Here is a 24,343-nt window from a genome sequence, read left to right on the forward strand (position 1 = left end):
ACCCCGTCAGCCTGCCCGGGGTCCGGCCCTCATCAGTAGCCGTAAGTCGTACGTACCGTCGCGCGGTTACTCGGTCTTGATCGCCGTCAGCATGTTCAGCCGCGCGGCACTGCGCGCCGGCCACAGCGCGGCCAGTACACCCACCAGCGCGGCCAGCCCCAGGAAGATGCCGATCCGGTCCCACGGGATGACCAGGGCGAAGCCGGGGATCCCGGACTTGATGGTCTCGCCGATCGCCCAGGCCAGGAACGTCCCGAGCCCCACACCGATGACCGCGCCGAAGAGCGAGATCACCACGGCCTCCAGCCGGATCATCCGCTTGACCTTGCGGCGGTCCAGGCCGATCGCGCGCAGCATGCCGATCTCCTGCTGCCGCTCGAAGACGGACATCGCCAGGGTGTTGACGACACCGAGGATCGCGATGATCAGGGCCATCGCCAGCAGGCCGTACATGATGTTCAGCGCGGTGTTGATGAAGCCGCCGAAGGTGTTCCTGATGTCCTCCTGGTCCATGACCGTGATGGCCGGGTTCTTGCCCAGCGCGTCCACCAGGGCCTGCTCATGCTCGGTGCTCGCACCGCCGTCCGTCTTCACCCACACCTCACGGATGACCGGCTTGGCGTCGTGCGCGTCGGCCAGGTCCGTGGACATCAGGACCGGCGAGAGGAAATCGTTGCCCTTGTAGGTGGCGCCGAGCGTCAGCTTGCCCGGCTTTCCGTCGGTGAAGGAGACGGGGAGGGTGTCGCCGATCTTCCAGCCGTTGGCCTTCGCGGCCTTGTCCTCGACCGCTATCCCGCCCTTGCCGAGCGTGTCCATCGAACCGTCGAGCACATCGACGTTGATGACCTTCTCGATGTCTCCGGGGGTGACGGCGGAGGCGGCGTGGAAGCGGCCGTCGACCTCCAGCGAACTGGCCTGCTGCGGGGAGATCGCGCCCACGCCCGGCGCCTTCTCCAGCGCGCTCACCGCCGACTTGTCCAGCGTGCCCCCGCCCGCCATCTGGACCATGTAGTCGGCCTTGATGTTGTCCGTGGTCATCTTGTCCACGGCCTGGCCGACCGTGACACCGATCACCGTGAGCCCGGTGACCAGGGTGAGCCCGATGGCCAGCGCGGAGGCGGTGGCTCCGGTACGGCGCGGGTTGCGGACCGCGTTCAGGCCGGCCAGCTTGCCGGACACCCCGAAGACGCCGACCAGCAAGGGCCGTACCAGCGCGATGACCGGACGCGACAGCAGTGGGATCAGCACGATGATGCCGATCATCGCGAGGAACGCGCCGACACCGATGGTCAGCCGGCCGTCGGAGCCGGTGTTCGCGCCCGAGACGATCAGGCCGCCGCCGATCAGCGTGATGACGGCGCCGATGGAGTTGCGGACGACGAGGGACTTGGTGGTGGCCACACCGTGCACACTGCTCATCGCCGCCACCGGCGGGATCTTCGCGGCCCGGCGGGCGGGCAGCCAGGCGGCGAGCAGCGTGATCAGCACACCGACACCGAACGCCGCGCCGACCGCGGTCGGCGAGACCACCAGCGCGCCCGCCGGCACCTTCGCACCGAACGAGCCCATCAGGGACCGCAGCCCGATCGCCAGCCCGAGACCGAGCACGAAGCCGATCGCGGAGGCGATCACACCGACGACGGCCGCCTCGGCCAGCACCGTGCGCTTGACCTGACGGCGGGAGGCGCCGACGGCACGCAGCAGCGCCAGCTCCTTGGTGCGCTGGGCGACCAGCATGGTGAAGGTGTTGGAGATCAGGAAGATGCCGACGAACAGGGCGATGGCCGCGAAGGCGAGCAGCATCTGGTTGAGCGCGCTGAGACTGTCCTCGATCATCTTCGCCTGATCGGAGGCGAGTTCCTTGCCGGTCTTCGCGTCGGCGTTGGCCGGCAGCAGGGTCTTCATCTCGCCGAGGATCTTGTCCTGGGAGGCGCCGGACGCGGCGGTCACGGTGGCGTCGGTGAAGTAACCGGGCTCCAGGAACAGCTTCTGGGCGACCTTCGTGTCGAAGAGCACCAGGCTGCCGCCCGCGTTGACCTCGCCGTCGTCGGTGGTGAACACACCCGCGAGGGTGAACTCCTTCACCGGTCCGTTGGTGGCGACGCGGACCGTGTCGCCGACCTTGTACTCGCCCTTGGTCGCCGACACCTCATCGAGCGCGATCTGGTTGTCGCGCGTGGGTCCCGAGCCGTCGGTGAACGTGTAGGAGGAGTCACGGCCGTTCTCGCCGGGCGCGAAGTTGCCCCCCTTGTTGGACCAGCCGTCGCCTATCAGCTTGCCGTCGGGATCGGCGACCCCGGCGAATCCGCTGACCCGGGCGGTGACGCCGTCGACACCGTCGACGGCCTTCATCTTGTCGAGGGTCCGCTCGCTGATGCCGGGGCCGAGCTTGCGTTCGGCCGCGTCGTCGGATTCACGGGCGTCGTGGGAGGTGACGCCGACGGCGACGTCCTTGTAGCTCTTCGACGATTGACTCTGGAAGGCGTTGCCGAGGGTGTCGGTGAAGACCAGGGTGCCGGAGACGAAGGCCACGCCGAGCATCACGGCGAGCACGGTCATCAGCAGCCTGGCCTTGTGCGCGAGCACAGTGCGCAGGGCGGTACGGAACATGATGGAAGTCCTGGTGAGGGTGGGCCGGGCGGTGATGGGGCCCAGGCCGGAAGGGCGGAGCAGGGCGGGAGGCGAGGCGGGCGAGGCTGTCGGCTGAGGGAGCGTCAGCGTGTACGGGGCGTCTGGCGTGTACGGGGCTCTATCACCCGTACGGATGATGGAGCGCGTGCCGGTCGTCCAGCGTGTACGGGTCTCCGCCGGCCGCACGGACCGTTCGGCGCGTGCCGGTCGTCCGGACCGTGTGCGTCGCGCACCGCGCCGGCCTGAGCGTGCGTCAGCTGGTGCGGCCCTTGGCGTCGAAGGCCTTCATCCGGTCGAGCACACCGTCGGCGGTCGGGCTCAGCATCTCGTCGACGATCCGGCCGTCGGCGAGGAAGATCACGCGGTCGGCGTAGGAGGCCGCCGACGGGTCGTGCGTCACCATGACGACGGTCTGGCCCAGCTCTCGTACCGAGTTACGAAGGAACCCCAGCACCTCGGCACCGGAGCGCGAGTCCAGGTTTCCGGTCGGCTCGTCACCGAAGATGATCTCGGGCTGGGAGGCCAGCGCGCGGGCGACGGCGACCCGCTGCTGCTGACCGCCGGAGAGCTGGGTCGGCCGGTGGCCGAGCCGGTCGGCCAGCCCGATCATGTTGATGACCTGGTCCAGCCACTGCTTGTCGGGCTTGCGGCCCGCTATGTCCATGGGGAGCGTGATGTTCTCCAGGGCCGTCAGCGTCGGCAGCAGGTTGAAGGCCTGGAAGATGAAGCCGATCTTGTCCCGGCGCAACTTGGTGAGCTGCTTGTCCTTGAGTGTCGAGAGCTCCGTCTCCCCGATCCGTACGGAGCCGCTGCTGAAGCTGTCCAGGCCGGCCACACAGTGCATCAGCGTGGACTTGCCGGAGCCCGAGGGTCCCATGATCGCGGTGAACTCCCCCTGGCGGAAGTCCACACTGACATGATCGAGGGCGACCACCTGGGTCTCGCCCACTCCGTACACCTTCGAGAGATCGGAGGCGCGGGCGGCCACGGTGGTGACGCGTTCGGCGAACGGGGTGGTGGTCACGGGGAAACACTCCTGTCGGATGCGCTGTGGGAACCACTCCATCCTCGTGTCCGTTGGACCCCGGGGTCGTCCCTCCCCGTACCCGTTCGGAGGACCCTCTTGGGTCGCACCGCGGAGTGGCTCTCTCCTCCTAGGGGATGACACCGACCCCGACACGTCTCCGACCTGAGTCCGCGTCGGCTCCGGCCTGAGCCGGCGTCCGCCGCCGCGGAGCGCGGCGATGCCCCCGCGATGGTCCGAATGAGTGACCGGACGGCGACTTTTCGTCATTCCTGTGCGCCTCAGTACGAGATGCCCACCCGCGCCCGGCATGTGCCGATGGCCAGTTACGTGTGCTGACGCACCCTCAGACGTCAATAAAATAAGACAACATCGGGCTGTTGCTCGGCTGTTCGAGTGGTGTGTCCCGATAGGCTCAGGTGCCAACGCGGCGTCGCGTGCCTTGCCCGGATGGTGGAATGCAGACACGGCGAGCTTAAACCTCGCTGCCCCTCGGGGGCGTGCCGGTTCAAGTCCGGCTCCGGGCACATCAGCGGCCAGCGTCGGTGTGGATTGCGCGTGCGGGGGCGCGCGGAGTGTACGGAGCCCGGGTCCGGCCGGTGCTCCTCGTTCCTTTCGACTCCTTCCGGTGACCTTCCCTCGAACAGGTCCGGCATTCATGCTCTCTTCCCCATGTGACGAGCAGCACGCGTAGACGTCACGATCCTGGAAAGATCCTCCCCGAGCACTAGGGCATACGCTTTGCTAGCCCATTACTCTTGTCGCAAGGCCGCGCAGGGTGGCCATGGAGGAGTGAGATGAGGAGCAGTAACCCGGTCTTCTCGCGACGGGGCTTCAGCCGCGACAACGGCCACGCGGGCTTCAACGCGGCGCCGCAGGCCGGGGGCCCCGCTGTAGGAACGAACCCGTACGCGACCAACCCCTACGCGCCCCAGCAGGGCGCCCCGCTCGGCGGCCCGCAGGCGCCCGCGCGGACCGACGTCATGACGATCGACGACGTCGTGACCCGTACCGGCATGACGCTCGGCACGGTCGTACTCACCGCGGTCCTCTCGTGGGTCCTGCTGCCGGTGGACTCGGCGAACCTCGGCAAGTCGTACGGCATCGCGATCGGTGCCGCGCTGGTCGCGATGGTTCTCTCGCTGATCCAGTCCTTCAAGCGCAAGCCGACCCCGGCGCTGATCCTGGCGTACGCCGCCTTCGAGGGTGTCTTCCTCGGAGTGATCAGCAGCGCGGTGAGCACCTACATCGCGCAAGGCGTGGTGATCCAGGCCGTGATGGGCACGATGGCGGTCTTCGCCGGCGTGCTGTTCGCGTACAAGATGCGCTGGATCCGCGTCACGCGGCGCTTCTACGGCTTCGTGATGGCCGCCGCCATGGGCTTCGTGCTCCTGATGGTCGCCAACCTGCTCTTCAGTGTCTTCGGCGGCGGTGACGGCCTCGGCTTCCGCAGCGGTGGTCTGGGCATCATCTTCGGCATCGTCGGGATCGTCCTCGGCGCGTGCTTCCTGGCGCTCGACTTCAAGCAGGTCGAGGACGGCGTGGCGTACGGCGCCCCGCGCGAGGAGTCGTGGCTCGCGGCGTTCGGTCTCACCCTGACGCTGGTGTGGATCTACCTGGAGATGCTGCGGCTTCTCTCGATCCTGCAAGGCAACGACTGACGCGTGTGACTGAGTGCGTGACTGAGTGCGTGACTGACGCGCACGGCTGACGCCGTCGAACGGCGCAGGCTGTCGAACGGCGCAGGTTGTCGAACGGCACAGTGAGAAGGGGTCCGCGGGCTGATGCCCGCGGACCCCTTCTGTTGTGTTCGGTCGGGAGTTCTGGTGTGGGTCTCCACTGCGAACCGGAACCGGTCTTCACCGCGAACCGGTCTCCGCCGGGGGGTCGGTCGGATGCGGTCCGGTCAGAGCAGGCGGCGGGCCGCCCGCCTCAGGTCGTACTCGTGGACGATCGCTTTCGCGTGTCCGTACGCCAGGTCGTGCTCGCTCCGCAGCCAGCTGACCTTCTCCTCGAAGCGGAAGAGGGACGGTCCTTCCTCGACGGTACGGAGCCAGTCGGAGATCTCACGGCCGGTGCACTGGGGGATACGGGAGAGCAGATTGCGATGGGTCTCTTCGGAGAAGACAAGGGACATCGGCGCCTCCGGACGCTTTGCGCGTACTTGGTCCTTCAGCCCACCGTGCCCCAGTGCGGGCGTGTTGGCAACAGTCCCGCGCGGCCGCGTAGGGTCGGCCGGGTGCTCGACACAACGCCGTTGACGGCCGCCGTGGACCGATTCGCCGACCGGCTGCGGGCCGCCCCGCAGAGCCGCCTCCAGCGTGGCGCCGCGGCGCGGGCGCTCGCTCTGGCCAGGGAGCTTTCCGTACGGGCCCAGCGGCTCGACGCCCCCGGTGAGGAACCGCGGATCATGCCGGACGCGGGGGTGTTCGTGGTCGCGGACCAGCTCACGGTCGCGGCCGGGGATCTGGCCGAGGCATTGAAGGCGGCCCCGTCCGCCGCGGAGCTGGACGAGGCCGTGAGTTCGGTCGAGCGGGTGGCCGCCGAAGCGGCCCTGTGAAGCGCTACAGCCACAGCTGCAACCGCTACAGCGATGACTACAGCTGACGACTACAGCTACAGCGACGAGATGACGCGGTCCGCGAGGATGTAGACGTGCTCCGCGCCCTCGTCGGGTCCGTCGGCGTCGCCGCACGAGAAGGTCAGGGCGTACGCGCCGGAGACGCCGGACCCGCCCAGCAGGAACGGGGCCTCGCCCTCGCGCAGCGCGTCGGCGAGCCGCTCGGCGGTCTCACGGTGACCCGGCGTCATACAGAGCGTCGTACCGTCGGCGAAGACATAGACGTCGAGTGTGCCCAGCGGCCCCGGCCGTACGTCGGCCAGTGCCGTGCGGGACTCGCTGAGCTCTTCGAGCCGCGCCACGGTCCGCTCGTGGTCGGTGACCACCGGCGTCTGCACCGGTACGAAGTCCGGGTGCGAGGGGTGCCGGCGGCGGGCGGCGGCCAGCTCGGGGGAGTCCTCGGCGAACTCGCCGGTCTCGCTCCCGGCATGCGCTCCGTTGACCTCGCTGATCCCGGTGAGGCCCGGGTGGCCGGCGAAGTCGTCGCGTGCCTCGGTGGCGTCGAGGTCCAGTGACTCCAGGGATTCCAGCGATTCCAGTGACTCCAGCGACTCCATGCCGATGAAGTCCGCCTGGCGGGGCACGTAGAACGGTCCTTCCTCGGTGCCGAGTCCGGCCAGCCCGCCCAGCATCGACGGGGCGTCGGCCGCGTCCCGCGCCTCCTGGGCGGCCCAGAAGGCACGCGCCTCGGCCAGCTCGCGCTCACGTTCCTCGGCGAGTGCCTCGGCGACGGCGGTGCGTATGTCGTCGGTGTGGTCGGCGCTTCTGGCCTGAGGTACGGCGGCGGTGAGCCCGCCCGGGGTCGCCGCCAGTTCGCCGCGCAGGGCGCTGACCTGCTGCCGCAGCCCGTGAGCGGCGTGCAGAGCAGCGACGCCCACGGCCGTGGCGGCAGCCGTGGTCAGCAGCAGGGCAAGAGACATGGCGCTCACTGACTACTCCCGTTCCAATCGATACCCCCGACTTCCTACCTCAGCTTGTCCTGGGCGGGATCCCGCCGTCAGTGCATTACGTCATGAAATGGACAGGTCTTTGGGCCTTAGGTTTTTCGCCCGCACGGCTCTGACCTGGACAAACGAATCTCCCCCGGAGATAGGTCACATCCTGGGGGAGATTCAGTCACGACTGGGGCTCGGTGGCCTTGACCTGCACCTTTCCGATCCGTACGGCTACCCTCCGTCACCGGGAGGCCCGGTTCGACCCGGTTCGGCGTGGTCCGCTCCGGCCGGGGTCGACGGGCCCCGTCCGACCCGGGTCGGGATCTTCGGTTGTCTCAGTCCGGACCGTCGGTCGTCAGGGACTCTTGCGGGTTCAGCTCAGTCGCTCGATGACCATGGCCATGCCCTGGCCGCCGCCGACGCACATGGTCTCCAGGCCGAACTGCTTGTCGTGGAACTGGAGGCTGTTGATCAGCGTGCCGGTGATCCGGGCGCCGGTCATGCCGAAGGGGTGGCCGACGGCGATGGCGCCACCGTTGACGTTCAGCTTCTCCAGCGGGACGCCCAGGTCCCGGTAGGAGGGGATGACCTGGGCGGCGAAGGCCTCGTTGATCTCCACCAGGTCGATGTCGCCGATGGTCAGCCCGGCGCGGGAGAGCGCCTGCTTGGAGGCCTCGACCGGGCCGTACCCCATGATCTCCGGCGAGAGGCCGGTGACGCCGGTGGAGACGATCCGGGCCAGCGGGGTCAGGCCCAGCTCGCGCGCCTTGGTGTCGGACATGATCACGAGCGCGGCGGCACCGTCGTTGAGCGGGCAGCAGTTGCCCGCCGTGATCATGCCGTCGGGGCGGAAGGCGGGCTTGAGGCCCTGGACGCCCTCCAGTGTGACGCCGGCGCGCGGGCCGTCGTCCTTGGTGACGACCGTGCCGTCCGGGGTCGTCACGGGCGTGATCTCGCGCTCCCAGAAGCCGTTCTTGAGGGCTTCCTCGGCGAGGTTCTGCGACCGTACGCCGAACTCGTCCATGTCCTGGCGGGTGACGCCCTTGAGGCGGGCCAGGTTCTCGGCGGTCTGGCCCATCGCGATGTACGCGTCCGGGACCAGGCCGTCCTCGCGCGGGTCGTGCCAGCTCGCGCCCTCGCTCTGCGCCACGGCGGCGGTCCGGGCCTCCGCGTCCTCGAAGAGCGGGTTGTGGGTGCCGGGCATGCCGTCCGAGGTGCCGTTGACCTGGCGCGACACCATCTCGACACCGGCCGAGATGAAGACATCGCCCTCGTCGGCCTTGATGGCGTGCAGCGCCATCCGGGAGGTCTGGAGGGACGAGGAGCAGTAACGGGTGATGGTGCAGCCGGGGAGGTGGTCCATCCCCATCTGCACGGCGACGATGCGGCCGAGGTTGTGGCCCTGCTCCCCGCCGGGCAGGCCGCAGCCGAGCATCAGGTCGTCGATGTCGCGGGGGTCGAGCCCGGGGACCTTCGCGAGCGCGGCTTCGATGATCGTGGCGGTCAGGTCGTCGGGCCGCAGTTCCTTGAGCGAGCCCTTGAAGGCCCGGCCGATGGGGGAACGGGCGGCAGAGACGATCACGGCTTCGGGCATCACGGCTCCATGAAGGCGAGGGGGCGGGCGAGGGGGACGGGGGTGAGGAGGGGACAGGACTGAAGGCGAAGTTACCTGTACGTAGAGCTCGGGTCACCGGGCCGGACGTGTGATGCGGGCCTCTTTTCTAAGCGCTTGCTCAGTTGCTGCCTGTCGCCTGCTGACTGCTGGTCTCCGTCCCGGTCCCGGTCCCCGTCTCCGTCTCCGTTCCTGTCCCCGTCCCCGTCCCCGTCCCCGTCCCCGTTCCTGTTCCTGTTCCTGGTTCCGTCCCGGTCGGGTCCTCGGGCTCCGCTCCGGCTTCCGCCGTGGCGTCTGCCGCGGCCTCCGCCGGGGTCGCTTCCGTGGGCGTCGGGAGGCGGTGGCGGCGGCGGTGCTTCAGGAGGGCCCAGGGAGCGCGGACGCCGGTGACCTCCGTACCGGCCCGGGACGCCGCCGCCGAGGCCGCCTTCGCCACCGGAAGCACGTCCTCGTCGCGGGACACGTCCAGATGGTCCGTCTCCGGCCACAGGTTGAGCACGGCGCACAGCGTGGGCAGAACCGCCATCGCGGCGGTCGCGTACCCCTCCGCAGAGGGGTGGTAGTTGTCCGGGCCGAACAGCTCCCGGGGATTCGCCGCGAACTCCGGGCCCAGCAGGTCGCCCAGCGAGACCGTACGGGCGCCCTGTTCGACCGCCACGATGGTCTGGGCCGCGGCCAGCTGCCGGCTCACCCGGCGGGCCAGGAAGCGCAGCGGCTGGTACACCGGCTCGATCGTGCCGAGATCCGGGCACGTGCCGACGACCACCTCCGCCCCGGCCGTCCGCAGTCGCCGTACCGCCGCCGCGAGACAGCGCACGGACCGCGTCGCCGTCATCCGGTGTGTGACGTCGTTCGCGCCGATCATGATCACGCAGACGTCGGGCAGCCGGGTCGGGTCCGACAGCAGCAGCGTCACCTGGCGGTCCAGGTCGTCCGACTTGGCGCCGGGCAGCGCCACGTTCCAGAGGTCCACGGGCCGCTCGGCGACCGCCGCGAGCCCCGAGGCGAGCAGCGCCCCCGGTGTCTGCCCCGCCCGCCGTACGCCCTGGCCCGCGGCCGTGGAGTCGCCGAGCATGCCCATCCGCAGCGGTGTCGTATGGCCGAAGGCCAGTCCGTACCATCCGTCACCGCTCGGCGGTACGGGCGCGGTCCCGCCACCCACCGAGCGCTTCGCCAGCTGGACCTCCGCCAGCAGCACCCCGACGCCCGCCGCTCCCAGCAGGCCGATGCTCCCGCCGCCATAGGCCGCGCCCGCGGCGATCCGCCGCGCCACCCTCGCCCTCGACACAGTCCGAGCCACCTCCTCCTGTCCGTACGCACGCGACAGCCGCGCGCACGGGCCGTACGCATGAGCGGTACGCACCCGCGAAGCCGTACAGATCGTAAAAGCCGTCCGTGCGAGTACGTACACCAGCTAACTGCCCCGTAAGGGGAGGCGCCCAATCTCACCGCGTACGCATACGCTGGCCGGACCATCACGGAGACCCCGGAGACAACGGTGCAATTCCACGACTCGATGATCAGCCTGGTCGGCAATACCCCGCTGCTGAAGCTGACCAGCGTGACCGCAGGCATTCAGGCGACAGTCCTGGCCAAGGTCGAATACTTCAACCCCGGCGGTTCGGTGAAGGACCGTATCGCCCTGCGCATGATCGAGGCGGCCGAGCAGAGCGGGGAGCTCAAGCCCGGCGGCACGATCGTCGAACCGACGAGCGGCAACACCGGCGTCGGTCTCGCCATCGTGGCCCAGCGGAAGGGCTACAAGTGCGTTTTCGTCTGCCCGGACAAGGTCTCCACGGACAAGATCAATGTGCTGCGGGCGTACGGCGCCGAGGTCGTCGTCTGCCCGACGGCGGTCGACCCCGACCACCCCGACTCGTACTACAACGTCTCCGACCGGCTGGTGCGTGAGACGCCGGGCGCCTGGAAGCCGGACCAGTACAGCAACCCGAACAACCCGCGTTCGCACTACGAGACGACCGGTCCCGAGCTGTGGAAACAGACGGACGGGAAGATCACCCACTTCGTGGCGGGCGTCGGCACGGGCGGCACCATCTCCGGCACCGGCCGCTACCTGAAGGAGGTCAGCGACGGGAGCGTACGGGTCGTGGGCGCCGACCCCGAGGGGTCGGTCTACTCCGGCGGCTCCGGGCGGCCCTACCTGGTCGAGGGCGTGGGCGAGGACTTCTGGCCGACGGCGTACGACCGTACGGTGACGGACGAGATCGTGGCCGTGTCCGACAAGGACTCCTTCCAGATGACCCGGCGCCTCGCCAAGGAGGAGGGCCTGCTGGTCGGCGGCTCCTGCGGGATGGCCGTGATGGCCGCGCTGAAGGTCGCGGAAGGGCTCGGCCCGGACGATGTCGTGGTCGTCCTGCTGCCGGACAGCGGCCGCGGCTACCTCAGCAAGATCTTCAACGACGAGTGGATGAACGACTACGGCTTCCTGGAGCAGGGCGGGGACGCGGCGAGTGTCGGCGATGTCCTGCGGCACAAGGAGGGCGCCATCCCGACCCTCGTCCATATGCACCCGGAGGAGACGGTCGGCGACGCCATCGAGGTCCTGCGGGAGTACGGCGTCTCCCAGATGCCGATCGTGAAGCCGGGTGCGGGACACCCGGACGTGATGGCCGCGGAGGTCATCGGCTCGGTGGTGGAGCGTGAGCTGCTGGACGCGCTCTTCACCCAGCGCGCCTCGCTCGGTGACCCGCTGGAGAAGCACATGTCGTCCCCGCTGCCGCAGGTCGGCTCGGGCGAACCAGTGGCGGACCTGATGGCGGCGCTGAGCGGCAACAACGGCGCCGACGCGGCGATCGTGCTGGTGGAGGGCAAGCCGACCGGCGTCGTGAGCAGGCAGGACCTGCTCTCGTACCTCTCGCTGGGCCTGAAGTGAGGCTTGCTGGGTCTCGCTGGGCAAGCCTCCCTGTGCCTCACCGGGCCTCCCTGGGCCTCGCTGGGCCTGAAGTGAGCGGCCGGATTTAGCCGTCGGAGGCGGGCGGAGGCGGGCGAAGGCGCGGATTCGTGAAACTGGTACGAGCGCGACACGTCTACGCAGCACCCGCTTAACACGCGTCCGGCACATTAGTGGTTGTCGGCGTCAAGGAAATCCGGAGCGGCTCCCGGACTCCACAGACGCCCGGATACGTGACCCGGCCCTGACCCGGAGCGTGTCCCTCGCGGGGACCGTCGTCGTCCCGCCCCCCGGTAACGGGGGTGCGGCGGTCCCCGCGACTATCTTTTCCGGCCACGGAGGGGTTCATGCCCCGTCGGCCGTCCGCGTCTCCGTCCCGTCCTTCTTTCGGCTTCGCTCAGCCTTCCCAGTCGGACGACTGCCGCCGCCTGCGCGGCAGCCTGCCCCAGCCCCGGGACGCGTGGATCGCGTTGATCGCGACGATGCCGAGCCAGCAGACGATCAGACCCTCAAGTCCCGCCTGCACGGCGGCGATCGCGGTCAACGGCACGGCGGCGACCAGCGAGATGATGCCGAACCCGAACCGTTCGCCGAAGCTCTCCGGCGCCTCGGGCGAACGCGCGTCGCGCGCCACCGCCATCCGCTGCTCCGCGAGCTTCCTCCGGGCCTCACGATCGGATGTGCCGTCCATACGCTGCTCGACCTTCTCCAGGAACGACTCGATGAGGGCGGGCTCGTAGTCCGCGCCCAGCTCGTTGCGTGCCTGAAGGGTGGCGTGGAGTTCCTTCTTGAGCTCAGGGTCGCGGGCTTCCATGGGCCAACGGTACGAAGCGGGGTGGCCCGGGGAACTGGGGATAACCCCCGTCTTTCCCTGAGGCCTCCCTGAGGACTGCCTCAGGGAGGCCTCAGGGATCTCCGAGGAACAGGCACGGGACCGGTGACGGGCATGGACGGGACCGCCGAAGGACAGCGATGTCCGGTTCTCGACGCTCGCTGTCGTATTATCACCGGCCGGAGCCGTGTGGCCCGTTGAGTGAAGTCGACCGATTGTCGTGCGAAGTCGACCGGAATTATGCCAAGTTGAGTGAAGGGGCGGGGCCTGTCATGGAGTCCAGCCGTACCCAGGTCGCCGTCATAGGCGCCGGACCCGCCGGGCTCGCCCTGGCCAATCTGCTGCGGCAGCAGGGCATCGGCTGTGTGGTGCTGGAGGCGCAGAGCCGCGCCGTCATCGAACGCACCCCGCGCGCGGGGTTCCTGGAGGAGTGGGCGGCCCGCGCGCTGGACCGGCACGGTCTCGCCGGCCGGCCGCTCACGGACGCGCCGCGGCACAGCGCCGTCGAGTTCCGCTTCGACGGGGCCCGGCAGCTGTTCCCGTACACGGAACTGACGGGCCATCACCACATCGCCTATCCCCAGCAGATACTGGTCACCGATCTGGTCACGCGGTACGTGGACGCGGGCGGGGACGCACGTTTCGAGGTCCGGGACGTCGAGCTGCACGACACCGGTACCGACCACCCCTCGGTCACCTGGACCGACCCCGCCGACGGCACCGCGCGGCGGCTCGACTGCGACTTCGTCGCCGGGTGCGACGGAGCACGCGGGGTGAGCCGGCAGCGGCTGACGACGGCGGGCGCGCGGGTCGCGCGGCACGACTACGGCGTGGGATGGCTGACGCTGCTCGCCGAGACGCCGCCGTCGGAGGACCGGGTCATCCTCGGTATCCACCCGCGCGGCTTCGCCGCCCATATGCCGCGCGGTGTCGATGTGACCCGGTTCTACCTCCAGTGCCGCAAGGGCGACACCGCGTCCGACTGGAGCGACGAGCGGGCCTGGGCGGAACTGCACGCCCGGCTTGACATACCGGGTGGCGTGCTCAGGGAGGGACGGCTGATCGAGAAGCGCGTCCTGGACATGCACAACTACATGGTCGAACCGATGGCGCTGGGCAGACTGCACCTGGCCGGTGACGCGGCGCACATGATCGCGCCGATAGGCGCCAAGGGCATGAACCTCGCCCTGTACGACGCCCTGCACCTCGCCCGCGCCTACGGCGCGCACTACCGCGAGGGTGATGACGGACCGCTCGCCACGTACTCGGACACCTGCCTGGCGCAGGCCTGGGAGTACCAGGAGTTCTCCCAGTGGCTGTCCGAGGTCTACCACGGGCAGACGAGGGGCGAGGGTGATGAGCTCGGCGGAACGCCCGGACCCAGTGGCCCCGCAGGAATGGGCGGAACAGGCGTAACGGCGGACCGGTTCCGGGCGCAGAACGCCACCGCCCGGCTGCGCCGCCTGTTCAGCTCCAGGACCGCGGCGACGGCCTTCGCCGAGCTGTACACCGGCAGGTACACCAACGCCTGACCGCTCACGCCACCGCGTTGTCCGGCCGGTCCAGCCAGGCCGTTTGCGTGTCGGGGGTGACGGTCAGTCCGTAGCGGTCGATCGTCGGCCTGCCCGCACTCAGCCACTGCCGGTGGGCGGCGGTGACCTCGTCCCAGAGACGGCGCGGGCCGTGCTGCGCGACGTGGAAGGTCCGGCTCTGGAGACCGTCGTAATCGACGCTCGCCCAGCTGGTGGCCGCGTCGTCGGCGAGCCAGAGCCTGGTGTGAGCGCCGTCCGCTTCGGTGTCCCAGGAGTACCAGGCGCCCGGGACCGTCAGCCCGATGTGGAAGTCCAGGGCCGGTTCGGCACCGGCGACGGCCCAGGGGGAGAGGGGTGTCGTACTGGTTCGTGGTGTCTGGCAGGGGCGCAGCACATCGCGATGCAGTTCTACGTCGGTGCGCTGTCCGCTGATGAGCATGTACGAGCCGTAGGCCGCGAAGTGCCCTTCGGCGGTGCCGTCCTGACGCTTCGTCAGACGCAGGGTTCCATAACAGGACCAGGCGCTGTCCCACGGGGTGACGATGTGTCCGCCGGGGCGCGTCTGGTTCAGCCAGGCGTTGGGGACCGAGCGGACCGAACAGGTCGCGAGTACGCGGTCGTACGGTGCGGTGGGAGCCCAGCCGTCGGCACCGTCGGCGTCCACGACGGTCGGGGCGTAGGAGAGCGCGGCGAGGTTGGCGCGGGCACCGGCGGTGAGACCGGCGTCCACTTCGACGGAGGTGACCGCGTCGGATCCGAGTCGTGCGCAGAGAAGTGCCGTGTTGAAGCCGGTACCGGTGCCGACCTCCAATACCCGCATGCCATCTTCCAGTTGAGCGTCCTCCAGCAGGCGCAGCACGGTAGTGGGTGCGGATGCGGAGGACGAAGGGGAGCGGGTGCCGTCGGTTTCCGTCACGAACCGGGTGATCAGCGGGGCATCGGAGAACGCGGCCGACAGCCAGCCGTCCGGATCCTGCGCCCGGTCGCACGGCCGGTACCCGCCCTCGCCGTCACGGAGCCACAGTCGTGCCGGCAGGAACGCGTCCCGGGGAACGGCGAGAAGAACCTCTCGCCACCGTGGCGGCACCGGCTTCGTGCGGCGCTTGCCGATCTCATCCAGGAGCCGTACGGCCCCCGCCGCCGGGACGGGAGCGCTTGCGTCGGGGGCCTGAACCATGGGCGTCGGCCTGGCCTCTACTTCGACTTCGGCTGGGGCTCGGGCGGTTTCGGTGGAATCGGCCGACCGGGTTGCGAGCCGTCGTCGCCGATGGGTGAACGATGTTTCTGCGCCATGCGCGTTCCTTCCTTTCGGGGCCGCAATCGACCGCGCCTACTCTGAGTAGTGTGACGCACTCGGAGAGTGAAAGGGAAGTGTGGGTGCGCACTTGCCCGGTGAACCTCGGGCGTGACCTTCTGGGCTTTGCCTTGGGGTACGGGAAGGTCGGCGACCAGCGGCCGTTCGAGGACTCGCCCGTCTACGCCGTGATGGTGAAGCGCCTGAGTGATGTGCCTGAGTGATGTGCCTGGGTGACGCGCGGGCCTGGCCATCGGCCCGATCTGTCACTTCCTCGCGAGGCCGTGGTCGGCCGCCCAGGAGTTCGCGACGTCCTCCGGGTCCTTCTTGTCCTTGTCGACCTTGCGGTTCAGCTCGGTCAGGTCCCCCGTCGTGAGCGCGTCGCCCAGCCGGGCCAGGGCCTTGCGGACCGTGGAGTCGGCCTTGCGGTCGGCTATCAGGGGGACGACGTGCTGGCCCGGGACGAGGTTCTTGGGGTCGGTCAGCACGACCCAGTCCTCGGCGGCTATGTCCGTGTCCGTCGTGAAGAGGTTCGCGACATCCACATCGCCCTTCTTCAGCGCGCCCTTGACCAGGGGGCCCGAGGAGTCCAGCGACTTGAACTCCTTGAACTCCACGCCGTACACCTCCTTGAGGCCGACCACGCCCACGACGCGCTTCTTCACTTCCGGCGCCGCGCCGATGACCAGCTTGCCGTTCTGCTTCTTCAGGTCGGCCAGCGTCCGCAGACCGTACTTGTCGGCGGTCTCGCGGGTGACGGCGAAGGCGTCGGAGTCCTCGGCCTTGCCGTACGGGAGGATCTGGAGGCCCGCGGGGAGCGCGATGGCGAGGGCGTTCTGCATGTCGCCCTCCTCCGTGGCGGTGGCCTTCGGGGAGAGGTAGTGCAGCAGCGCGCCCTGGTATTCGGGGAGCAGGTCGATGTCGCCGCCCCTGAGCGCGGGGATGAGGATCTCGCGGGTGCCGAGGTTGGGGCGGACGGTCGACTTCACACCGGCGGCGGTGAGGACGGCCGCGTAGAGGTAGCCGAGTACCTGGTTCTCGGTGAAGTTGGCGGTGCCGATGACGACGCCGCCTGTGCTGGAGCCGCCGCCCCCGCCGCCGTTGGCATCTCCCTTGAGGCTGGTGATGCCCCCGCCGCACGCGGCGAGCACGGGCACGGAGGCCGCGGCGAACAGGCCGCCGAGCAGGGTACGGCGGTTCAGTGGCGGGTTGGTGCGGGAGTCGGCGGACGGCGGCGTGGGTGATTGCGTCGCCGCGTTCTCGGATGAGTTGGTGGGTGAGTTCATCGCGGGGTCTCCCTAGGCGGCGGTGCGGTGGCGGAACAGGATGCGCTGGAGCCCGGACAGTGCCAGGTCCAGTACGACGGCGACGACCGCGACCAGCACCGCCCCGCCCAGCACCTGGACGAGGTCACGCTGCGCCAGGCCGTCGAAGACGTACCGTCCCAGCCCGCCGAAACTGACGTACGCGGCGATCGTCGCCGTCGCCACCACCTGGATCAGCGCGAGCCGCAGCCCGGTCATGATCAGGGGGAGCGCGAGCGGGATCTCGACCTGGAGCAGCACCTGATGGCCGCGCATGCCCTGCCCCCGGGCCGCGTCCCTCACCTCCGGGTCGACGGCCGTCATCCCCGCGTACGTGTTCGTCACGATCGACGGGATCGCCAGCGCGACAAGGGCGACATACACCGGGGTCATGGACAGGCCGCTGGCCAGGAAGACCAGGACGACCAGGCCGACCGTGGGCAGGGCCCGGCCGAAGGAGGCCAGGTTGATGGCGACGAACGCGCCGCGCCCGGTGTGCCCGATCAACAGGCCCAGCGGCAGGGCGATCACGGCCGCGATCAGGGTCGCGAGCAGGGAGTACTGGAGGTGTTCGGCGAGCCGGTGGCCGATGCCGTCGGGGCCGGTCCACTGGTCGCCGGCGACCAGCCAGGCGCCGAGGTCCTTGAAGAGTTCGTACATGTCGGGTCAGGCCCTCCCACGCTGTGAATGCCGCCGCCGCGTCCAGGGGGTCAGCACGTACTGCACGGCGACGAGCAGCGCGTCCGCGACCAGCGCGAGCAGCAGGGTCAGGACGACACCGGCCACCACCGGGGTGGGGAAGTTGCGCTGGAAGCCGTCGGTGAAGAGCTGGCCGAGGCCGCCGTCACCGATGTACGTGGCGACGCTGACCAGCGAGATCGACATGACGGTGGCGATCCGTACGCCCGCCATGATCACGGGGAGCGCGAGGGGCAGTTCGACGGTGAGGAGCGTACGCAGGGGGCGCGTGCCCATGGCGACGGCCGCCTCGCGCGCCTTGGCCGGTACGGAGTCGAGTCCTTCGACGGTGTTCCGCAGCAGGACGACGAGCGTGTAGATCGTCAGGCCGATGACGGTCGTGGTCCTGGTCAGTCCGGAGACCGGCAGCAGGAGGACGAAGACCGCGATCGACGGGATCGTGAACAGGACGTTGGCGAGCCCGAGCAGGAAGCCGCGCAACGGGCGGACCCGGTGGGCGAGGACGGCCAGGGGCAGGGAGATCAGCAGCCCGAGGAGTACGGCGGTGAGGGCGGCCTGGAGGTGGGAGAGGGTGAGGGTGGCGAGATCGCCCGCGTGGTCGGATATCCACGACCATTGGATGGTCATGAGGCCGCGCCTTCGGGCTTGGGGAGATCCTCGGACGTCGAAGGGCCTTCGGGAGTGGAGGGGGCTGGGGACGTGTAGGGGCCTTCGGGCGTGGAGGGGCCCGAGGACTTGGAGGGGCCCGAGGACTTGGTAAGGCGCGCGGTCGGTGCTGCCGGGTCTGCCTGCGCCACCTCGTCTGCCTGTGCCGCCTCGTCCGCCTGCGCCGGCCTGCCCGCCCGCGCGGCCTCCTGGTGCCTGCGGCCCGCGTGCTCGTGGATCGCCTCGCGTGACGTGACCCCGGTCAGTACGCCGTCGGCGTCGACCCGGGCTATCAGGCCCGCCGGGGACGCGATCGACTCGTTCAGCGCCGCGAGCAGCGAGTCCGTGTCGCGCAGCGGGCGTACGGGAGTCAGCGGGCCGCCGGGCGGGGTGTCCCGGTCGCGCCAGCCGAGGGGTTCATCCCGGGCCGATACGACCAGGTGCGGGCCGTCGTCCCGCACCGGGGCCGGCTCGTCCTCCCGTACCGTCGTCGCCCGTTGCGTCGGGACCTCCGCCAGCGTCGTCAGCGACAGCAGCTTCAGCTCGCGCTCCGCGCCGAGGAAGTCCGCGACGAACGCGTCCGCCGGGCGGGCCAGTAGCTCGGCGGGCGCCGCGCACTGCACCAGATGGCCACCCGTACGGAACACGGCTATCCGGTCACCGAGCCGTACCGCCTCGTCGATGTCATGAGTGACGAAGGCGATGGTCTTGTTCAACTCCTTCTGGAGGCGCAGCAGTTCGTCCTGGAGCTGGGTCCGTACCACCGGGTCGACCGCGCCGAACGGCTCGTCCATCAGCAGCACCGGCGGATCGGCGGCCAGCGCCCTCGCCACGCCCACGCGCTGCTGCTGGCCGCCGGAGAGCTGGTGCGGGTAGCGCTTGCCCGCGTCCGCCGCGAGCCCCACCGTCTCCAGCAGCTCGGCCGCCCTCGCGCGGGCCTTCTTGCGGCCCCAGCCCAGCAGCAGCGGGACGGTCGCGATGTTGTCGAGGACCGTCCGGTGCGGGAAGAGGCCCGACTGCTGGATGACGTAGCCGATACCGCGCCGCAGTTCGGCGGCGTCCTGTTCCAGGATGTCCCGGCCGCCGAGGCGGATGGTGCCGGAGGTCGGGTCGACCATGCGGTTGATCATGCGGAGCGTGGTCGTCTTACCGCATCCGGAGGAGCCGACCAGGACGGTGATGCCGCCCTCGGGCATCTCCAGCGTGAGGTCGTGGACCGCTGTGGTGCCGTTGGGGAAGCGTTTGTTCACCGCGTCGAATGTGATCATCAGTCGTCCCTTGCCCGCGTCCCTTGCCTGGCTGCATATAGTCATGCAGAGTTCTTGGTGGCTGAATAGATTGTCAATGCCCCGGGGTAAATCACTGGTTACGGATGGCCGCAGGGCAAGACGTAGCGTCCGATAAGGAGGCGTTCGCGCATGATGTCGTCCCACATGGTGGACCCGCCGGTCGCGGCCCCGAGTGTCAGTGCCGGCAGTGACACCGTCGTGCTGGACGGACAGAGCCTCCCGGTCACCGACGTCGTACGGCTGGCCGACGGCACCGCCCGTCCCGTACCCGGCATCGAGGCCATGAAGCGCGTCGAACAGTCCTGGCACGTCGCGCGCGAGCTGGCCGCTTCGGGCCGGGTGTACGGACGCTCCACCGGCGTCGGCGCCAACCGTACCGAGGCCGTCCCCACCGAGGCCGCCGCCGACCACGGACTGCGCCTGCTGCGCAGCCACGCCGGGGCCATCGGCGAGCCGCTGCCCGCCCGCGAGGTCCGCGCCATGCTCGCCGTACGGGCCAACCAGCTGCTGGCGGGCGGGGCAGGGCTGCGACCGACCGTCGTCACCGCGCTCTGCGAGGCGCTGGAGTACGGCGCGTACCCGCTGGTGCACGAATTCGGCTCGGTCGGTACGGGCGACATCGCGGCCCTCTCCCAGATGGGTCTCGCCCTCGCCGGTGAACACCCCTGGCGGGGCGGTCACGACGGCCACGGTGAGTGCGACGGCCACGGTGGCCACGGTGAGTGCGACGGCCACGGTGGCCACGGCGAGTGCGACGGCCACGGTGGCCACGGCGAGTGCGATGGTCATGGCGGGCACGGCGGGTGCGATGGTCAGGGCGGGCAGGGCGGGCGCGCCCCCGCGCCGCAGCCCCTCGACAACAACGACGCCCTCGCCCTGATCAGCAGCAACGCCCTCACCCTGGGCCAGGCCGCGCTCGCCCTGCACGAACTGCGTCGGCTCGTCTCCGCCACCGAAGTGGTCGCCGCCCTCTCGCTGTTGGCCGTCGACGGCTCGTACGAGGCGTTCGCGGAACCCGTGCACGCCGCCCGTCGGCACACCGGTTCGTACGCCGTCGCCGCCGACATGCGCGCGATCCTCGGCGCCCCCGAGCGGCCGGGGCCGCCGCTCGGCCGGATCCAGGACCCGTACGCGTTCCGCTGCGTCCCGCAGATCCACGGCCCGGCACGCGACGCCGCCGACACACTGGAGAGCGCCCTCGCCGTCGAGATCAACGCCGCCGCCGAGAACCCGCTGATCCGCCCCGGTACGGAACTGGACCCGATCCCCGCCGCGTACCACCACGGTGGCTTCTACCTGGCCCAAATCGCCCTGGCCCTCGACCACTTCAGGCTCTCGCTCGTACAGACCGCCCGGCTGTCCACCTCCCGGCTCTCCGCCCTGAACGAGCCCGGCTTCACCCGGCTGCGGCCCTTCCTCGCCGATGCCGAGCCCGCCAGCTCGGGCGTGATGATCCTGGAGTACGCGGCCGGAGCGGCACTCGGCGATCTGCGGGCCTACTCCGCGCCCGCCTCCCTCGGGCACGCGGTCCTCTCCCGGGGCGTGGAGGAGCAGGCCAGCTTCGCCTCGCTGGCCGCGCGCCAGACGCTGCGCGTGGCGAGCGCGTACCGTCTGGTCGTCGGCTGTGAACTCGTCGCTGCCGTAAGGGCTTTGAGGCAGCGCGGGCTGCGGCCGGAGCCGGGTCTCCCGGTCGGCCGGGCCTTCGCGCTGGCCGAGACCGTACTGGACGAAGAGGTCATCGACCGGCCGTTGACCGATGATGTGACGGCGGCTGCCGCGCTGCTCGACCGGTTCACCGAGGTGATGGACGGTGGCGCGTACGACGAAGATCCGATGGCCGATGTGACGACCGATGACAACCGACGTGACAACCGACGTGACGACCGATGACGATTGATGCGGCGAGTGACGTGACCACCGATGTGACCACCGATGTGACGAACGATCCGGCCAGGGGGAGCGCATGAGTGACAGCCCCGCTGCCCGGCTTCAGCAGCTCTTCGAGGGCCACCGGCTCACCCCCACCCAACGGCGCATCGCGCACAGCATGGTGCGGCAGGCAGCCGACGCGCCGTTCCTGTCGAGCGTCGAACTGGCGGAGCTGGCCGGAGTCAGCCAGCCGTCCGTCACCCGCTTCGCGGTCGCCCTCGGCTTCGACGGTTACCCGGCGCTCCGTAAGCACCTCCGGGAGGTCGCACCGGCCGAGCCGGCGGCGGGGGAGTCCACGTACAACGAGTACCAGCAGGCCGTACAGGGCGAGATCGAGAACCTGCGGCAGCTCGCCGAACTGCTCGCCGACCCCGGTCCGGTCGAACGGGCCGGGCGGCTGCTCGCCGCCTCCCGGACGCTCCCGGTCCTGGGGCTGCGCGCCGCCTCCGCGCAGGCGCGCGGCTTCGCGTACTTCGCGGCCAAGGTCCATCCGGACGTACGACTGCTGGACGAGGGCGGCACGATGCTCCTCGACCGGATCGACACGGCCAGGAACGCGGGCGCGAGTGCGCTGCTCTGTTTCGCGCTGCCGCGCCACCCCAAGGAGGTCGTGGAGGCGCTGGCCTACGCGCAATCGGCCGGGCTGACGGTGGTGACAGTCGCCGACTCGGCGTTCGCGCCGGTCGCCGCGCACAGCGATCTGCTGATCCCGGCAGCGGTGGGCACGGGCCTCGCCTTCGACACGGCGTGCTCGCCGATGCTGCTGGGGCGGGTGCTGCTGGAGGCGATGTGCGACGGGCTGCCGGACGCTCAGGTCCGGCTGGAGGAGTTCGACGCGCGGGCGGCGGCACGGGGGCTGTTCGTGGAGTAGGGGCTTTCGCCGGTTTCCAGATGTCTGCTCGGGAGCCCTTGCAGCCCTTGCAGCCCTTGCAGCCGTTACAGCCGGGGGTCGGGCAGGAAGTGTTCTCGCGGCCTTGAGGCACTTGAGGCAAAGGGCAACGCCTGGCGTTTCCTGTGTGATTCGCACTCACCGCACGGCAATCGCGCCACCTCGGTCAGCCCGGCGCGGGGCGAGTAGGTATACAGATCCCTGACCACTCCCGGGCACTCCATCGTTCCGCACGGACGAGATGCCCATACTGCGGAACGGCCCCCACCGTTCGAAACCGAGTGGTTGCAGAAGAGACAGGGGAACGGGTGCAGACCGTCCTCGTTCTCGATGTAGGCGATTGCGTCGGGCCTACTGCACCCTGGGCAGATCCATGCCATCTCAGAACTCCCTTGGCCGGCGGGATTCGAATCATGGTCCGGACTCTTCGTCCGGCGAGGGTGATCGGACTGCGATTCACTCCTGCGTGTGGGGACTCCTGGCAGGCGTCGGAGGGACTCGCAGAAAGCACCTGATGTCCTTGCCCGTGGCGGTGAGCACGGTTTCCCGGTGCTCGGTCAGTTCATCGATCAAGATCAGCCCCCGGCCGTCCTCGGCGGTACCGGACATCTTCCGCCGGGCCGGTTCGACCGTGACGGGATCGCTGACCGTGATGAGGAGGAGTGGCTCGACCGGTCTGACGAGCAGTTCGCAACGGCCGCCCGCATGCCGGTGGACGTTCGTCAGCAGCTCTATGACGACGAGCACGGCGTCGTCACGGACCGCCGCGCAACCCCACATGTCCAGCCGTTCCACCAGGTCACGCCGGATACGGCCCAACTCCGCAGGCTGCACGGTGAGGCTGAGGCGCAATTCCCGTTCGATCCCGGCCACGCTCGCCATGGCTCCTCCTGGGCCGCTGCCGGATGGGCAGCACGGTAGGCAACGGCGAGTCACCGGGTCGGTGCGCCGCGTTACGGAGCGATGGTGTCCGGTGAAGTTGTAATTGGGCAAGTAATTCCCATGCGTTCACGCTTGAGAGTGAAGGGTGGCCCGAAGGGCGGTCAGTCGGAGGGCGGTCGCGGAACCATGTCGCCATGGACCAAAGGGATATGCCCACGATGCGCAGTAGGCGGCTCGGCAACGAGCTGAAGCGACTCCGTCAGGAGAGGGGCTACAAAGTCGGGGACATCGCCGACAAGTTGCAGTGCGGCCAGCCGAAGATCTCGCAGATCGAGAACGGCAAGCGGGGCATAAGGCCGCTGGACCTGACGGTCCTCCTGGACTTCTACGAGATCGATGATGTGGCGTACGTGGCGAGCATCAGGCGGCTCGCCAAGGAGATCCACAAGGTGGACTGGTGGAGCAGCCAAGGGCCCTTGCTGCATGACACGCTTCGGGACTACCTGACGCTGGAGGCGGACTCGGAGTTGGTGCGGGAGTATGACCCGGCGGTGATTCCCGGGCTGCTCCAGACCGAGGCGTACATGCGGAAGGTCTTCGAGGCACGCCACCCGGCTGAGAAGGCTGCCCGCCTCGTGGAGACGCGGATGAAGCGGAAGGAACTCCTCGACGCCCACTTGGACTTCACGCTACGCACGATCATCGATGTGCCTGTGCTGCACCGGATCAGCAGGTCGCGGTCAGTGGTCCGGGAGCAGCTCGAATATCTGTTGGAGATGGGGGATCGGTCCAACGTCAACATCCAGATCCTGCCGCTCGACGCGGCGACCCCCGCTGAGCAGTACCCACCGTTCACGCTCTTTTCGCTGCGCGGTGAACCCTCGATCGATGTCACATGGTTGGAACATGCCACCGGTGGTACGTTGTTGGAGCAGCGGGCTGACGTTCAGGTGTATACGCGCGTGTGGGACGAGTTCACCGCCGCGGCACTCTCGCCGTCCGCGTCCGAGAAGTACCTCAGAGATCTCATCAAGGACAGTGGATCGTGAGTTCTGACGCCCTCGATGGTGCGGTCTGGCACAAGAGCACCCACAGTGGCAGCGACAACGGCTGCGTTGAGCGTGGCCGGTTGTCCTCCGGTCGTCAGGCGGTCCGTGACACCAAGGACCGCTCACGTGGTGCCGCCGTCTTCGAGCCGGCGTCCTGGCAGGCGTTCGTCAACGCCGTCAACTCCGGTGCCCTGTCCGCCTGATACTTCCCGATACTTAAGGGAACCCTCAGAGAGCGCCATTACCCTTCGCCGCGACACGGCTTC

20 protein-coding genes, 1 tRNA gene and 1 pseudogene are annotated in these 24,343 nt (G+C 69.4%); 9 read left to right on the forward strand and 13 right to left on the reverse strand.

All coding sequences use genetic code 11. The features are described 5' to 3' along the window. Window positions 1–66 precede the first annotated feature (66 nt). A complete protein-coding gene (locus tag ACIQD6_RS29555) occupies window positions 67–2,610 on the reverse strand; it encodes an ABC transporter permease (RefSeq protein WP_401888189.1) in 2,544 nt (847 codons plus the stop codon). A 274-nt stretch (window positions 2,611–2,884) separates the two neighbouring features. Further along, complete coding sequence (locus ACIQD6_RS29560; protein WP_401888191.1) at window positions 2,885–3,655, reverse strand: ABC transporter ATP-binding protein; 771 nt, start codon at window positions 3,653–3,655, stop codon at window positions 2,885–2,887. Window positions 3,656–4,099: 444 nt separating this feature from the next. Here ACIQD6_RS29560 and ACIQD6_RS29565 point away from each other — a divergent pair. Both ACIQD6_RS29565 and ACIQD6_RS29570 read left to right on the forward strand, forming a co-directional pair. After that, window positions 4,100–4,182 (forward strand) — tRNA-Leu (locus ACIQD6_RS29565). Between the two features lie 270 nt (window positions 4,183–4,452). After that, entirely contained in the window at window positions 4,453–5,316 is an 864-nt protein-coding gene (locus ACIQD6_RS29570; RefSeq protein WP_401888194.1) for a Bax inhibitor-1/YccA family protein, read from the forward strand. Window positions 5,317–5,561: 245 nt separating this feature from the next. On the opposite strand, the gene ACIQD6_RS29575 is transcribed toward ACIQD6_RS29570, so the two are convergent. After that, window positions 5,562–5,792, reverse strand: a complete 231-nt coding sequence (locus ACIQD6_RS29575; RefSeq protein WP_401888196.1) for a DUF4287 domain-containing protein — start codon at window positions 5,790–5,792, stop codon at window positions 5,562–5,564. A gap of 102 nt (window positions 5,793–5,894) precedes the next feature. Between ACIQD6_RS29575 and ACIQD6_RS29580 the strand changes: the two genes are divergently transcribed. After that, a complete protein-coding gene (locus ACIQD6_RS29580) occupies window positions 5,895–6,215 on the forward strand; it encodes a hypothetical protein (RefSeq protein WP_401888198.1) in 321 nt (106 codons plus the stop codon). 56 nt (window positions 6,216–6,271) lie between these two features. Here ACIQD6_RS29580 and ACIQD6_RS29585 read toward each other — a convergent pair whose 3' ends face one another. From ACIQD6_RS29585 to ACIQD6_RS29595, 3 genes and pseudogenes are all read right to left on the reverse strand, one after another. Continuing rightward, on the reverse strand, window positions 6,272–7,195 hold the full coding sequence (locus ACIQD6_RS29585; RefSeq protein ID WP_401888397.1) for a hypothetical protein: 924 nt from the start codon (window positions 7,193–7,195) through the stop codon (window positions 6,272–6,274). 388 nt (window positions 7,196–7,583) lie between these two features. Further along, window positions 7,584–8,804: an acetyl-CoA C-acetyltransferase gene (locus tag ACIQD6_RS29590; RefSeq protein WP_401888201.1), complete on the reverse strand. Its 1,221-nt coding sequence runs from the start codon at window positions 8,802–8,804 to the stop codon at window positions 7,584–7,586. Between the two features lie 328 nt (window positions 8,805–9,132). Then, window positions 9,133–10,095: pseudogene (locus ACIQD6_RS29595) on the reverse strand (SGNH/GDSL hydrolase family protein); the annotation flags it as partial. Between the two features lie 225 nt (window positions 10,096–10,320). Here ACIQD6_RS29595 and ACIQD6_RS29600 point away from each other — a divergent pair. Further along, the gene (locus tag ACIQD6_RS29600) at window positions 10,321–11,715 is read left to right on the forward strand and encodes a cystathionine beta-synthase (RefSeq protein ID WP_401888203.1); all 1,395 of its coding nucleotides are present in this window, start codon (window positions 10,321–10,323) and stop codon (window positions 11,713–11,715) included. 415 nt (window positions 11,716–12,130) lie between these two features. On the opposite strand, the gene ACIQD6_RS29605 is transcribed toward ACIQD6_RS29600, so the two are convergent. After that, window positions 12,131–12,547, reverse strand: a complete 417-nt coding sequence (locus ACIQD6_RS29605) for a hypothetical protein (RefSeq protein ID WP_401888205.1) — start codon at window positions 12,545–12,547, stop codon at window positions 12,131–12,133. Window positions 12,548–12,837: 290 nt separating this feature from the next. Between ACIQD6_RS29605 and ACIQD6_RS29610 the strand changes: the two genes are divergently transcribed. Continuing rightward, window positions 12,838–14,097, forward strand: a complete 1,260-nt coding sequence (locus tag ACIQD6_RS29610) for a 4-hydroxybenzoate 3-monooxygenase (RefSeq protein WP_401888207.1) — start codon at window positions 12,838–12,840, stop codon at window positions 14,095–14,097. 4 nt (window positions 14,098–14,101) lie between these two features. Here the strand turns inward: ACIQD6_RS29610 and ACIQD6_RS29615 are convergent, their stop codons facing one another. The 5 genes from ACIQD6_RS29615 to ACIQD6_RS29635 all read right to left on the reverse strand — a co-directional run bounded on the left by ACIQD6_RS29615 (window position 14,102) and on the right by ACIQD6_RS29635 (window position 19,307). Next, window positions 14,102–15,274, reverse strand: a complete 1,173-nt coding sequence (locus tag ACIQD6_RS29615; RefSeq protein ID WP_401888213.1) for a methyltransferase domain-containing protein — start codon at window positions 15,272–15,274, stop codon at window positions 14,102–14,104. Window positions 15,275–15,657: 383 nt separating this feature from the next. After that, window positions 15,658–16,593 (reverse strand): ABC transporter substrate-binding protein, encoded by a 936-nt coding sequence (locus ACIQD6_RS29620; protein WP_401888400.1) that lies wholly within the window; start codon window positions 16,591–16,593, stop codon window positions 15,658–15,660. Window positions 16,594–16,689: 96 nt separating this feature from the next. Next, window positions 16,690–17,355, reverse strand: a complete 666-nt coding sequence (locus tag ACIQD6_RS29625; RefSeq protein WP_401888216.1) for an ABC transporter permease — start codon at window positions 17,353–17,355, stop codon at window positions 16,690–16,692. 6 nt (window positions 17,356–17,361) lie between these two features. Beyond that, window positions 17,362–18,021, reverse strand: a complete 660-nt coding sequence (locus tag ACIQD6_RS29630; RefSeq protein WP_401888218.1) for an ABC transporter permease — start codon at window positions 18,019–18,021, stop codon at window positions 17,362–17,364. Next, the gene (locus ACIQD6_RS29635) at window positions 18,018–19,307 is read right to left on the reverse strand and encodes an ABC transporter ATP-binding protein (RefSeq protein ID WP_401888221.1); all 1,290 of its coding nucleotides are present in this window, start codon (window positions 19,305–19,307) and stop codon (window positions 18,018–18,020) included. Before ACIQD6_RS29635 ends, ACIQD6_RS29630 begins: the two co-directional genes overlap by 4 nt. 153 nt (window positions 19,308–19,460) lie before the next feature. Here ACIQD6_RS29635 and ACIQD6_RS29640 point away from each other — a divergent pair, with 153 nt between their 5' ends. Together ACIQD6_RS29640 and ACIQD6_RS29645 are read left to right on the forward strand one after the other, a co-directional pair. Further along, entirely contained in the window at window positions 19,461–21,218 is a 1,758-nt protein-coding gene (locus tag ACIQD6_RS29640; protein WP_401888403.1) for an aromatic amino acid ammonia-lyase, read from the forward strand. A gap of 73 nt (window positions 21,219–21,291) precedes the next feature. Beyond that, window positions 21,292–22,128 carry a MurR/RpiR family transcriptional regulator gene (locus ACIQD6_RS29645; protein ID WP_401888223.1) on the forward strand — a complete coding sequence of 279 codons (837 nt, stop codon included), beginning with the start codon at window positions 21,292–21,294 and terminating at the stop codon, window positions 22,126–22,128. A gap of 474 nt (window positions 22,129–22,602) precedes the next feature. Here ACIQD6_RS29645 and ACIQD6_RS29650 read toward each other — a convergent pair whose 3' ends face one another. After that, entirely contained in the window at window positions 22,603–23,028 is a 426-nt protein-coding gene (locus ACIQD6_RS29650; RefSeq protein WP_401888225.1) for an ATP-binding protein, read from the reverse strand. A gap of 194 nt (window positions 23,029–23,222) precedes the next feature. Between ACIQD6_RS29650 and ACIQD6_RS29655 the strand changes: the two genes are divergently transcribed. Both ACIQD6_RS29655 and ACIQD6_RS29660 read left to right on the forward strand, forming a co-directional pair. Further along, window positions 23,223–24,077 carry a helix-turn-helix domain-containing protein gene (locus ACIQD6_RS29655; RefSeq protein ID WP_401888228.1) on the forward strand — a complete coding sequence of 285 codons (855 nt, stop codon included), beginning with the start codon at window positions 23,223–23,225 and terminating at the stop codon, window positions 24,075–24,077. Then, window positions 24,074–24,280, forward strand: coding sequence for a DUF397 domain-containing protein (locus ACIQD6_RS29660; RefSeq protein ID WP_401888230.1), 207 nt, complete (start codon window positions 24,074–24,076; stop codon window positions 24,278–24,280). The genes ACIQD6_RS29655 and ACIQD6_RS29660 overlap by 4 nt, the downstream gene beginning before the upstream one ends. Window positions 24,281–24,343 lie beyond the last annotated feature (63 nt).

Origin of the sequence: Streptomyces sp. NPDC088400 (genome assembly GCF_044753355.1) — a bacterium.
In the GTDB taxonomy this organism is placed as follows: Bacteria; Actinomycetota; Actinomycetes; order Streptomycetales; family Streptomycetaceae; genus Streptomyces.

Excerpts from the sequence above, each read along its gene's own strand:
- ACIQD6_RS29640 (WP_401888403.1), top strand. The coding sequence starts at position 19,461 with ATGTCGTCCCACATGGTGGACCCGCCGGTCGCGGCCCCGAGTGTCAGT.
- ACIQD6_RS29655 (WP_401888228.1), top strand. The coding sequence starts at position 23,223 with ATGGACCAAAGGGATATGCCCACGATGCGCAGTAGGCGGCTCGGCAAC.
- ACIQD6_RS29625 (WP_401888216.1), bottom strand. The coding sequence starts at position 17,355 with ATGTACGAACTCTTCAAGGACCTCGGCGCCTGGCTGGTCGCCGGCGAC.
- ACIQD6_RS29605 (WP_401888205.1), bottom strand. The coding sequence starts at position 12,547 with ATGGAAGCCCGCGACCCTGAGCTCAAGAAGGAACTCCACGCCACCCTT.
- ACIQD6_RS29630 (WP_401888218.1), bottom strand. The coding sequence starts at position 18,021 with ATGACCATCCAATGGTCGTGGATATCCGACCACGCGGGCGATCTCGCC.
- ACIQD6_RS29615 (WP_401888213.1), bottom strand. The coding sequence starts at position 15,274 with ATGGTTCAGGCCCCCGACGCAAGCGCTCCCGTCCCGGCGGCGGGGGCC.
- ACIQD6_RS29570 (WP_401888194.1), top strand. The coding sequence starts at position 4,453 with ATGAGGAGCAGTAACCCGGTCTTCTCGCGACGGGGCTTCAGCCGCGAC.
- ACIQD6_RS29585 (WP_401888397.1), bottom strand. The coding sequence starts at position 7,195 with ATGTCTCTTGCCCTGCTGCTGACCACGGCTGCCGCCACGGCCGTGGGC.
- ACIQD6_RS29650 (WP_401888225.1), bottom strand. The coding sequence starts at position 23,028 with ATGGCGAGCGTGGCCGGGATCGAACGGGAATTGCGCCTCAGCCTCACC.
- ACIQD6_RS29575 (WP_401888196.1), bottom strand. The coding sequence starts at position 5,792 with ATGTCCCTTGTCTTCTCCGAAGAGACCCATCGCAATCTGCTCTCCCGT.
- ACIQD6_RS29635 (WP_401888221.1), bottom strand. The coding sequence starts at position 19,307 with ATGATCACATTCGACGCGGTGAACAAACGCTTCCCCAACGGCACCACA.
- ACIQD6_RS29645 (WP_401888223.1), top strand. The coding sequence starts at position 21,292 with ATGAGTGACAGCCCCGCTGCCCGGCTTCAGCAGCTCTTCGAGGGCCAC.
- ACIQD6_RS29555 (WP_401888189.1), bottom strand. The coding sequence starts at position 2,610 with ATGTTCCGTACCGCCCTGCGCACTGTGCTCGCGCACAAGGCCAGGCTG.
- ACIQD6_RS29610 (WP_401888207.1), top strand. The coding sequence starts at position 12,838 with ATGGAGTCCAGCCGTACCCAGGTCGCCGTCATAGGCGCCGGACCCGCC.
- ACIQD6_RS29590 (WP_401888201.1), bottom strand. The coding sequence starts at position 8,804 with ATGCCCGAAGCCGTGATCGTCTCTGCCGCCCGTTCCCCCATCGGCCGG.